Origin of the sequence: Mycobacterium sp., assembly GCF_052144515.1 — a bacterium.
In the GTDB taxonomy this organism is placed as follows: Bacteria; Actinomycetota; Actinomycetes; order Mycobacteriales; family Mycobacteriaceae; genus Mycobacterium.
Genome location: NZ_JBKQQD010000383.1, coordinates 19,721 through 30,084 on the forward strand (window position 1 = coordinate 19,721; position 10,364 = coordinate 30,084).

Consider the following 10,364-nt stretch of genomic DNA (forward strand, 5'->3'; position numbering starts at 1 on the left):
GGAAGTTAGCTCCGTCGCTGGCGGACGATTTCGGCGAGCACCACCCCGGCGGCCACCGAGGCGTTCAGCGATTCGGCGTTGCCGGCCATCGGAATCGACACCACCTCATCGCAATTCTGCCGTACCAACCGGGACAGACCCTTGCCTTCCGACCCGACGACAACCACCAGCGGGTCGGTGCCGTCCAAGTCGTCGATCGCGGTGTCACCGCCGGTGTCCAACCCGATCACCCGCAGCCCGCGATCGGCCCAATCCTTCAGCGCCCTAGTGAGATTGGTGGCCCGTGCCACGGGGACCCGGGCCGCAGCGCCCGCGCTGGTGCGCCACGCCACGGCCGTAACCGAGGCCGAACGCCGCTGCGGGATCATCACGCCGTGGCCGCCGAATGCGGCGACCGAACGAACGATCGCTCCGAGGTTGCGCGGGTCGGAGATGTTGTCCAGCGCGACCAACAGCGCCGGCGGCGATTCGGTGGCGGCCGCGATAAGATCATCGGGATGGGCGTAGTTGTACGGCGGCACTTGTAAAGCGATGCCCTGATGCAGGTGGTTGGCGGTCATCCGGTCCAGGTCGGCGCGCGGTACCTCGAGTATCGAGATACCCAAATCACCTGCCCGAGAGACGGATTCGTTGAGGCGTTCGTCGGCTTCGGTGCCGAGCGCGATGTACAGCGCGGTCGCCGGCACACCGGCGCGCAGGCATTCCAGCACCGGGTTGCGCCCCAGCACCGTTTCGGTCTCGTCTGTGCGTTTGGCGGGCCGGCGCGGCTGGGACGCGGCGCGCTTGGCGGCGGGATGATTGGGACGCAGGTGCGCCGGCGGCGTGGGACCGCGCCCCTCCAGCGCGCGGCGACGCTGGCCGCCCGAGCCGACCACGGGCCCCTTCTTGGTGCCGGATTTCCGTACCGCCCCCCGGCGCCGCGAGTTACCGGCCATCTACTTGGTGTCACCGGCCTGCAGCATCCACTGCGGCCCGTCGGCTGTGTCGGTAACCTCGATGCCGGCGTTCTTGAGCCGATCCCGGATCTCGTCAGCCAGTGCCCAGTTGCGCTGCTCGCGCGCCTTCTCCCGGCTTTCCAGTTCGGCTTGCACCAGCACGTCGACGGCGGCGAGTGCCGCCGACGTCTCGTCGCGGGATTCCCAGCGTTCGTCGAGCGGGTCGCAGCCGAGGATCCCCATCATGGCCCGGATGGCGCTGGCATGTTTCAGAGCGCAGTCGTGGTCGCCCGCGTCGAGTGCCCGGTTGCCCTCGGCGCGGGCGTGGTGCACCTCGGCCAGCGCGGCCGGAACCGCCAGATCGTCGTCGAGAGCTGCGGCGAACCGGGGGGTCCACGCACCGGGGACGACGGCACCGACCCGGATGCGAACGCGGTGCAAAAACTCCTCAACTCCCACATAGGCTTTGACCGCGTCCTGCAGGGCCGTCTCGGAGAATTCCAACATCGAGCGGTAATGGGCGCTGCCCAGGTAATAGCGGAGCTCTGCCGGCCGGACGCGCTGCAACATCGCCGGGATGGACACCACGTTGCCCAGCGACTTGCTCATCTTCTCCCCGCCCATTGTCACCCAGCCGTTGTGCAGCCAGTAGCGGGCGAACCCGTCCCCGGCGGCGCGGCTCTGCGCGATTTCGTTCTCGTGATGCGGGAAGATCAAATCCATTCCACCGCAATGGATGTCGAACTCCGGCCCCAGATAAGTACGGGCCATCGCCGAGCATTCAATGTGCCAGCCCGGACGTCCCCGGCCCCACGGCGAGGGCCACGACGGTTCGCCGGGCTTTTCGCCCTTCCACAGGGTGAAGTCGCGCTGGTCGCGCTTGCCGGTAGCCATGCCCTCGCCCTGGTGGACGTCATCGATCCGATGTCCGGACAGCTGGCCGTACTCCGGGTAGCTGAGCACGTCGAAGTAGACATCACCGCCGGCGGCATACGCGTGGTTAGTTTCGATCAGGCGGTCCATTAATTCGATCATCTGGGTGATGTGCCCGGTGGCGCGGGGCTCCGCCGACGGCGGCAGTACGTCCAGAGCGTCGTAGGCCGCGGTGAAAGCGCGCTCATGGGTGGCCGCCCACTCCCACCACGGCCGGCCCGCCGCCGCCGCCTTGTTCAGGATCTTGTCCTCAATGTCGGTCACGTTGCGGATGAATGCGACGTCGTAGCCGCGCGCGATCAACCAGCGGCGCAGGATGTCGAAGGCCACCCCGCTGCGGACGTGCCCGATGTGCGGTAGCCCCTGTGGGGTGGCGCCGCACTGGTAGATGGAGACGTGCCCGTCGCAAAGCGCCACGAAATCCCGCATGGTGCCAGACGCCGTGTCGTGTAGCCGCAAGCGGGCCCGATCGGTCACGACGTGCCAGCTTACCTGGCCAATTGCCGGGCGCGATTTACCCGGCGGACACCACCAGGGCCGTCGCAACCGCGGCCAAGCCTTCGCCACGCCCCGTCAACCCGAGCCCGTCGGTAGTGGTGGCCGACACCGACACCGGCGCGCCCAGCAGACCTGACAGCGCCTGCTGCGCCTCGTCGCGGCGCGGGCCGATCTTCGGCCGGTTGCCGATCACCTGCACAACCGCGTTACCGACCCGGTAGCCGTGCTGCGACATCAGCTCGACGACATGGCGCAGCATGTCGGCGCCGCTGACGTCCTTCCACCTCGGATCGTCGACCCCGAACACGCCCCCAAGATCGCCCAGCCCCGCGGCCGAGAGCAGCGCGTCGCACAACGCGTGCACCCCCACGTCACCGTCGGAGTGTCCGGAGCAGCCGTCGGCGTCGGGGAACAGCAACCCCACCAGCCAGCACGGCCGCCCCGATTCGATCGGGTGCACATCGACACCCAAACCGACGCGTGGCAATTCGTTCACTGGCGTACGACCGCTTTGGCCAACAGCAAATCAAGCGGGGTGGTGATCTTGAACGCCAGCGGATCGCCCTCGATCACCTGCACTTGGCCGCCGAGATGCTCGACGAGAGACGCGTCGTCGGTGGGCTCCGCCCCGGCGCGCTGATAGGCCCGCAACAACAGGTCGGTAGCGAACCCCTGCGGGGTCTGCACCGCCCGCAGGCCGGCCCGTTCCGGCGTGCCCAGAACCACCCCGTTGGCGTCCACGGCCTTGATGGTGTCAGACACGCGCAACGCGGGCACCACCGCGCTATTACCGGCCCGCAATGCGTCCACCACGCGCATGATCAACCCCGGTGGCGTCAGCGCTCGCGCGGCGTCGTGCACCAGCACAAAATCCGCGGCCTTAAAGGCCTTAGAAAGGGCCGCCAGCGCCCGGCCAACTGATTCGATGCGATTGGCCCCGCCGGCCACCACAGTGGCTCGTTCGCCGAGCAACTGCTCGGCCTGCTCGACGCGGTCGGCGGGCACCGCCACCACGACGTGATCGACCACCCCGGACTCCAGCAAGCCGGCAACGGCCCGTTCGACAAGGGTGCGCCCGCCGAGCTCACAGAATGCTTTGGGAATGCCGGTGCACAGCCGCTCACCCGACCCTGCAGCCGGGACTACTGCGACGACGGTTGTGTTCAGGAGGCGCTCAAGAAGCGTCTAGGAAGCCTCTAAGAAGCCGCCGCCAGAACCTCGTCGAGGATGGTTTCCGCCTTGGCGTCGTCGGTGCTTTCGGCAAGCGCCAACTCACCGACCAGAATCTGGCGCGCCTTGGCCAGCATGCGCTTCTCGCCCGCGGACAGGCCGCGCTCCTGGTCGCGTCGCCACAGATCACGCACTACCTCGGCCACCTTGTTGACATCACCGGAGGCGAGTTTCTCGAGGTTGGCCTTGTAACGGCGCGACCAGTTGGTCGGCTCTTCGGTGTGGGGAGCGCGCAGCACCTGGAAAACTTTGTCGAGGCCTTCTTGCCCGACGACATCGCGGACACCGACGTACTCGGCGTTATCGGCGGGTACTCGAACGGTCAGGTCGCCCTGCGCCACTTTCAAGACGAGATACTCTTTTTGCTCCCCTTTGATGGTTCGGGTTTCGATCGCCTCGACTAACGCAGCACCGTGGTGCGGGTAGACAACGGTGTCACCGACCTTGAAGATCATCTGATTCGAGCCCCTTTCGTTGCTTCATTCTAACACGGCGGCCTGACAGGTGCTCATCAACGGCGCAGGTCAGGGGCACAACACGCGGGGATTGGGGGTTGACAGACGAGGCAAGACGTGCAAGGCCTGAACATCAATCGCGCTGTCACCGTCCTCGGTTGGACCTCCCATGGCAGCTTAGACGAGGGCTCCAGGCGGCTCAGAGGCGGCCCAGCGGCGCCCAGCGGAGGCCTGGGAAACCGGCTGGATAGCCCTGCGTCTACCGTCGGCAGCACGTTCCTACTACTCTGCATAGTTGACTCGTGCATAGTTGGACCCTTGACGTCATCTGTCGTCATACCCGTTACTCACCCTGATCAGAGCCTGATCAGAAGCCCAGCAGGAGGCGTCGAGTGAACCGCTTCAAGATCGGCCTCCGTGTCGCCATCATCGGCATGCTCGCCTTGCTGGCTGCGGCGCTCAGCGGTTGCAGTACCGGTCAGATCTCGCAAACCGCGGCCCAGGAGCCGGCTGTCAACGGCAACAAGGTCAACATCAACAACGTGCTACTGCGGAACATTCGCATCCAAGCCGCGCAGACCGGTGACTTCGTGCATCCAGGCCGAACGGTGGACCTGGTGTTGGTGGCCGTCAATCAGTCACCCGATGTCGCGGACAGGCTAGTGGCCATCACGAGCGACATTGGCACGGTCGCGGTGAGCGGTGACGCCCGGTTGCCCGCCGGCGGGATGCTGTTCCTCGGCCCGCCCGAAGGCCAGCGAGTGGCGCCGGGTCCGCTTGAGTCCAACAATGCGGCCAAGGCGACCGTCGACTTGACCAAGCCCATCAGCAACGGCCTCGCGTACAACTTCACATTCACTTTCGAGAAGGCCGGGCAGGCCAGCGTGCTGGTGCCGATTTCGGCCGGGCTGACGCCGCCGCAAGTCTGACCGCCTCGTCGCGGCGCGCCGCGGCGCGGAAGGCCGCGGAAGGGCGCGGAAGGGCGCGGAAGGGCGCGGAAGGGCATTGTCACACCGGACCGATACCGTCATGACGTGGCCAATGCGCGCTCGCAATACCGCTGTTCGGAATGCCGTCATATCACCGCCAAGTGGGTGGGGCGCTGCATGGAGTGTGGCACTTGGGGCAGCGTCGCCGAGGTGACCGTGCTCAGCGCGGTCGGGGGCGGCGGCCGCCGCGCGGCTTCAGGCCCGGCCTCGCAAGCCGTTCCGATCAGTTCCATCGCGCCCAACCTCAGCCGGCACCAGTCGACGGGCATCGATGAGCTCGACAGGGTGCTTGGCGGTGGTGTGGTGCCCGGTTCGGTGACGCTGCTGGCGGGTGATCCCGGCGTGGGTAACTCGACGCTGCTGCTCAAGGTCGCCCACCGCTGGGCGCAGTCCGGTCGCCGAGTGCTGTACATCTCCGGCGAGGAGTCGGCCGGCCAGATCCGGCTGCGCGCGGACCGAATCGGTTGCGGCGACAAGGCGGGCAAGGATTTCGAGGAGGTCTACCTGGCCGCCGAATCCGACCTGCACGCGGCGCTGGAGCACATCGCGACGGTCCGGCCCGCGCTGGTCATCGTGGATTCGGTGCAGACGATGTCGACCACGGAAGCCGACGGCGTCGCCGGCGGCGTCACGCAGGTGCGGGCGGTGACGGCCGCCCTGACCGCCGCCGCCAAGGCCAACGGGGTGGCGCTGATCCTGGTCGGGCATGTCACCAAGGACGGGGCCATCGCGGGCCCGCGGTCGCTGGAACACCTCGTCGATGTGGTGCTGCACTTCGAAGGCGACCGCAACGGCATGTTGCGGATGATCCGCGGGGTCAAGAATCGATTTGGCGCCGCCGACGAGGTCGGGTGTTTCCTGCTGCACGACAACGGAATCGACGGCATCAGCGATCCGTCGAACCTCTTCCTGGAGCAGCGGCCGGCTCCCGTCGCCGGCACCGCCATCACGGTCACGCTGGACGGAAAGCGACCACTCATCGGCGAAGTTCAGGCCTTGCTGGCCACCCCGTGTGGGTCGCCGCGCCGAGCCGTCAGCGGAATCGACCATGCCCGGGCCGCGATGATCACCGCCGTGCTGGAAAAGCACGCCAGGCTGACCATCGCTGTCAACGACGTCTACCTGTCCACCGTGGGCGGCATGCGGCTGACTGATCCGTCCTCGGACCTCGCCGTCGCGATCGCGCTGGCCTCGGCGTACGCGGACCTGCCGCTGCCCACCACGGCAGTGATGATCGGCGAGGTCGGACTGGCAGGCGACCTGCGGCGGGTCGTCGGCATGGAGCGGCGCCTGACCGAAGCCGCCCGGCAGGGGTTCAACCTCGCGCTGATCCCACCAGGTTGCGAGGCAGTTCCGTCGAGCATGCGCACGCTGTGCGCGCCCACCATCGTCGCGGCGCTGGAGCACATGATCGACATCGCCGACCACCACAGCACTAGGCCCACCGGCCCGCACCGGCTAGACGCACCACCCAACCGGACCGCACAATGACACGCTGTGACCCGTCAGACCCTGCGTGAGGTCGTCGCCCGCCTGGCACCGGGCACCGGGCTCCGCGACGGCCTGGAACGCATCCTGCGCGGCCGTACCGGCGCCCTGATCGTGCTCGGCCACGACGAGCACGTCGAGGCCATCTGCGATGGCGGCTTCTCGCTCGACGTCCGGTACGCGCCGACCCGGCTGCGCGAGCTGTGCAAGATGGACGGAGCCGTGGTGCTGTCCACCGACGGCAGCCGAATCCTGCGGGCCAACGTCCAGCTGGTCCCGGACCCGTCGATACCCACCGACGAATCGGGAACCCGTCACCGCTCGGCGGAACGGGCCGCGGTCCAGACCGGTTACCCGGTGATCTCGGTCAGCCACTCGATGAACATCGTGACGGTCTACGTCGGCGGCGAGCGCCACGTGCTGGCCGATTCCGCGACGATCCTGTCACGAGCCAATCAGGCCATCGCAACCCTCGAGCGGTACAAGACCCGCCTCGATGAGGTCAGCAGGCAACTGTCCCGGGCGGAGATCGAGGACTTCGTCACGCTGCGCGACGTGATGACTGTGGTGCAGCGGCACGAGTTGGTCCGGCGAATCGGTCTGGTGATTGACGACGACGCTGTCGAACTCGGCACCGACGGGCGCCAGCTGCGGCTGCAGCTGGAGGAGCTGTTAGGCGGCAACGACATCGCGCGGGAATTGATCGTGCGCGACTACCACGCCAGCCCCGAACCGCCGTCCAAGGCGCAAGTCTCCAACACCCTGAACGAGCTGGACGCCATGTCGGACACCGACCTGCTCGAAGTCACCGCGCTGGCAAAGGTTTTCGGATATCCGACGACCGCAGAGGCCCAGGACGAAGCGCTGAGCCCGCGGGGTTATCGCGCGATGGCCGGTATTCCCCGGCTGCAGTTCGCCCACGTCGACCTGCTGGTGCGGAAGTTCGCGACGCTGCAGGGCCTGCTGGCGGCCAGCGCCAACGACCTGCAGTCGGTTGAGGGCATCGGCGCGCTGTGGGCGCGGCACGTACGGGAGGGACTCTCGCAGCTGGCCGAGTCGACGATCGCCGAAACGATCGGCTGAGAAATCAGCCTGCGGGAGGGGCGGCGGGCGGTGGCGCCTCGGGCGGCGGTGCGAGCGCCGGCTGGCCCGGTCCGGGCACCGGCCCGGGCGGCGGTGGCGGCTGGTTCAGGATGAACGGCACCGGCTGCGAGCGCAGGTTGCCCAGCTGCACGACGAGGTTGTAGGTGCCCGGTCCGATCGCCGGCCGCGGCAGCGGGCAGTGCGGCGCCGAGCCCATCCCCGTCCACGTCACCGCGGTGGTCACCTGCTCGCCCGGGGTGAACGTCTTGACCAAAGTCTCGTTGGACGGTGCGCAGTCCAGGTTGGACCACAGCCGCTTGTTGTCCAGCGAGTAGACGTAGGCCGCCAGCACCGCGGCTCCGACGTCGCGCTTGCAGGCCACCAGCCCGATGTTCGTGACGACCATGGTGAATTTCGGCTGGTCACCGATGAAGTACTGGGGCGCGTTAGTCAGGCCCTTGACGGCCAGGGTCGAATCGGGGCAGTCATCGCCCTCCTTCAACACCGGCGGCGGCTGCACCGCGGCGGTGGGTGTGGCGGTCTCCGGGCTTTGTCCCTGCGCCGGCGCCGCGGGGGGGTTGGTGTCCGGCCCGGCCGGCGGCGGCGCCTGGGGCGCAGGCGAATTCGGATGACCTTGGGCGGATGCCGATTTGTCGACACTGGCCGGTTTCGCACCGGCGCTGTGGCTGACGAAGGCGATGACGATGGCGGCCGCGATGCCGATCACGACGACCGCGATGCCAAGGGCCAGTCCCCTGCGGCGCCAGTAAATCTCCGTGGGTAGCGGGCCACGCGGTTCCAGATCCAGCACGCTCACACCGTAGGTCCAGGTCACGCCGTTTTGTTCGACCCGCCTCGGCGTGTCGCGAGGTTAGCTGACCAACCGCCGTGTTAGTGGGCGGCGCTAAACCGCGGCTACTCCCCGATGTCGCCTACATGGTCGAGCAGCACCACCCTCCCATCAGCGAGGTGATAGGCGCCACCCGCTACCGCCAGGGTGCCCGCAGCCACCCGTTCAGCAATAGCCGTCGAGCGCGACAAGAGCTGCGCCACCGTTTCGCGCACATGTCGTTCCTCGAACTCGTCGACGCGGCTCAAACCGTCGCGGCGGCCCATCAGGATCGACGGCGCCACCCGCTCCACCACGTCGCGCACGAAACCACCTGGTATCGCCCCATCGTCAATCGCGCCCAACGCCGCCTTGACGGCACCGCAGCTGTCATGGCCGAGAACGACGACGAGCGGAACGCCGAGCACCGTAACCGCGAACTCGATGGAGCCGAGTACCGCCGAGTCGATGGCCTGCCCGGCGGTCCGCACCACGAACATATCGCCCAAACCCTGATCGAAGATGAGCTCGGCCGCCACCCGGCTGTCGGCACAGCCGAAAACAACCGCTGTGGGCTTCTGACCGGCGGCCAGGCTGGCCCGGTGATCGACGCTCTGACTGGGATGCGCGGGCTTGCCAGCGACGAATCGCTCGTTACCCTCTTTGAGTGCTTTCCATGCGGTTACCGGATTGGTGTTGGGCATGGCCCACATTCTGCCCGAAGCACCAATGACTCGCCCGGCACACATACCAGTCCCCGAACTTCTCAACTGGTACGGCAGGTCGCGTCGCGAGCTGCCCTGGCGCGAGCCCGGCGTGACCGCTTGGCAGATCCTGGTCAGTGAATTCATGCTGCAGCAGACGCCCGTTTCCCGAGCTTTGCCGATCTGGACAGAGTGGGTGCGGCGCTGGCCCACGCCGTCGGCCACCGCGGCGGCCAGTGCGGCCGATGTGCTGCGCGCCTGGGGCAAGCTCGGCTACCCGAGGCGGGCCAAGCGCTTACACGAGTGCGCCACAGTGATCGCCCACGATCACGGCGACGTGGTCCCCGACGACGTCGACACCTTGCTGACGCTGCCCGGCATCGGCACCTACACCGCACGGGCCGTGGCATGCTTCGCATACCACCAAGCGGTTCCGGTGGTCGACACCAATGTGCGCCGCGTGGTGGCCCGCGCAGTACACGGCCGCGCCGATGCCGCCCCGCCGTCGGCCACCCGCGACCACGCCGATGTCTCGGCGCTGCTGCCCGACGACGAACGGGCGCCACAATTTTCGGCGGCGCTGATGGAGCTGGGCGCGACGCTGTGCACGGCCCGGACGCCGCGATGCGGGTTGTGCCCGCTGGACGAGTGCGCATGGCAGCGCGCCGGTTATCCCCCCGCGACCGGCCCGGGGCGGCGCGTCCAGACCTACGCGGGAACCGACCGCCAGGTGCGCGGACGGCTGCTGGATGTGTTGCGCGACAACGACTCTCCAGTTACCCGCGCCGAGCTGGACGTGGCGTGGCTCAGCGATACCGCCCAGCGCGACCGGGCGCTCTACTCGCTGCTGGACGACGGCCTCGTGACTCAGACCGCCGACGGCCGGTTCGCACTTGCGGGCGAAGGTTAGAGATCGTTGCCCGCGTAGGACTGGTTGAAGCTCTTGTTCGCCAGCGGGAAGTCGGGAACGATCGTGTCGGCCATCGCGACGGGCAACGCCGGCCAGTTGAACCAGGATGGATCGACGATCTTCGCGCGGGTGATGCGATCGGCGTCGTCGACTTCGACGCGGTGCACGATGATGCCTCGCCAGCCCAGCCGCCGTAGGCGGCCAGCAACCCGACTCCGCCAGCGCCGGCAAGCCCCAGCAGGTCGGCGAGACGGTCTACCGCGGCCGGAGGGCAGCTGTTCAGATCATCCGGTATCCAGCCCAGCCACGG

General features: G+C 67.8%; 11 protein-coding genes and 1 pseudogene. 4 read left to right on the forward strand and 8 right to left on the reverse strand.

The features are described 5' to 3' along the window. Window positions 1-5 precede the first annotated feature (5 nt). The 5 genes from rlmB to carD are packed head-to-tail and all read right to left on the reverse strand — an operon-like array spanning window position 6 to window position 4,051. A complete protein-coding gene (gene rlmB / locus ACLP9N_RS25545; protein ID WP_442409995.1) occupies window positions 6-935 on the reverse strand; it encodes a 23S rRNA (guanosine(2251)-2'-O)-methyltransferase RlmB in 930 nt (309 codons plus the stop codon). Further along, a complete protein-coding gene (gene cysS, locus ACLP9N_RS25550) occupies window positions 936-2,345 on the reverse strand; it encodes a cysteine--tRNA ligase (RefSeq protein WP_442409996.1) in 1,410 nt (469 codons plus the stop codon). Between the two features lie 37 nt (window positions 2,346-2,382). Further along, the gene (gene ispF / locus ACLP9N_RS25555; protein WP_442409997.1) at window positions 2,383-2,862 is read right to left on the reverse strand and encodes a 2-C-methyl-D-erythritol 2,4-cyclodiphosphate synthase; all 480 of its coding nucleotides are present in this window, start codon (window positions 2,860-2,862) and stop codon (window positions 2,383-2,385) included. Next, complete coding sequence (gene ispD / locus ACLP9N_RS25560; RefSeq protein ID WP_442410003.1) at window positions 2,859-3,533, reverse strand: 2-C-methyl-D-erythritol 4-phosphate cytidylyltransferase; 675 nt, start codon at window positions 3,531-3,533, stop codon at window positions 2,859-2,861. Before ispD ends, ispF begins: the two co-directional genes overlap by 4 nt. A gap of 29 nt (window positions 3,534-3,562) precedes the next feature. Beyond that, entirely contained in the window at window positions 3,563-4,051 is a 489-nt protein-coding gene (carD, locus tag ACLP9N_RS25565; protein ID WP_007166539.1) for an RNA polymerase-binding transcription factor CarD, read from the reverse strand. 392 nt (window positions 4,052-4,443) lie between these two features. Here carD and ACLP9N_RS25570 point away from each other — a divergent pair, with 392 nt between their 5' ends. The 3 genes from ACLP9N_RS25570 to disA all read left to right on the forward strand — a co-directional run bounded on the left by ACLP9N_RS25570 (window position 4,444) and on the right by disA (window position 7,611). Beyond that, window positions 4,444-4,980, forward strand: coding sequence for a hypothetical protein (locus ACLP9N_RS25570; RefSeq protein WP_442409998.1), 537 nt, complete (start codon window positions 4,444-4,446; stop codon window positions 4,978-4,980). 105 nt (window positions 4,981-5,085) lie between these two features. Continuing rightward, a complete protein-coding gene (gene radA / locus ACLP9N_RS25575; RefSeq protein ID WP_442409999.1) occupies window positions 5,086-6,531 on the forward strand; it encodes a DNA repair protein RadA in 1,446 nt (481 codons plus the stop codon). Between the two features lie 6 nt (window positions 6,532-6,537). Next, window positions 6,538-7,611, forward strand: coding sequence for a DNA integrity scanning diadenylate cyclase DisA (disA, locus tag ACLP9N_RS25580; protein ID WP_442410000.1), 1,074 nt, complete (start codon window positions 6,538-6,540; stop codon window positions 7,609-7,611). 4 nt (window positions 7,612-7,615) lie between these two features. On the opposite strand, the gene ACLP9N_RS25585 is transcribed toward disA, so the two are convergent. Together ACLP9N_RS25585 and ACLP9N_RS25590 are read right to left on the reverse strand one after the other, a co-directional pair. Beyond that, entirely contained in the window at window positions 7,616-8,422 is an 807-nt protein-coding gene (locus tag ACLP9N_RS25585; RefSeq protein ID WP_442410004.1) for a hypothetical protein, read from the reverse strand. A gap of 104 nt (window positions 8,423-8,526) precedes the next feature. Then, a complete protein-coding gene (locus ACLP9N_RS25590; RefSeq protein WP_442410001.1) occupies window positions 8,527-9,144 on the reverse strand; it encodes a carbonic anhydrase in 618 nt (205 codons plus the stop codon). On the opposite strand from ACLP9N_RS25590, the gene ACLP9N_RS25595 reads away from it, so the two are divergent. Beyond that, the gene (locus tag ACLP9N_RS25595) at window positions 9,143-10,054 is read left to right on the forward strand and encodes an A/G-specific adenine glycosylase (protein WP_442410002.1); all 912 of its coding nucleotides are present in this window, start codon (window positions 9,143-9,145) and stop codon (window positions 10,052-10,054) included. The genes ACLP9N_RS25590 and ACLP9N_RS25595 overlap by 2 nt on opposite strands. Here the strand turns inward: ACLP9N_RS25595 and ACLP9N_RS25600 are convergent. After that, window positions 10,051-10,239 (reverse strand): annotated as a pseudogene (locus ACLP9N_RS25600) (formate hydrogenase); the annotation flags it as partial. The gene ACLP9N_RS25595 and the pseudogene ACLP9N_RS25600 overlap by 4 nt on opposite strands. Between the last annotated feature and the right edge of the window lie 125 nt (window positions 10,240-10,364).

Coding starts and splice junctions, on each gene's coding strand:
- ACLP9N_RS25595 (WP_442410002.1), top strand. CDS start 9,143: ATGGCCCACATTCTGCCCGAAGCACCAATGACTCGCCCGGCACACATA.
- carD (WP_007166539.1), bottom strand. CDS start 4,051: ATGATCTTCAAGGTCGGTGACACCGTTGTCTACCCGCACCACGGTGCT.
- ACLP9N_RS25590 (WP_442410001.1), bottom strand. CDS start 9,144: ATGCCCAACACCAATCCGGTAACCGCATGGAAAGCACTCAAAGAGGGT.
- rlmB (WP_442409995.1), bottom strand. CDS start 935: ATGGCCGGTAACTCGCGGCGCCGGGGGGCGGTACGGAAATCCGGCACC.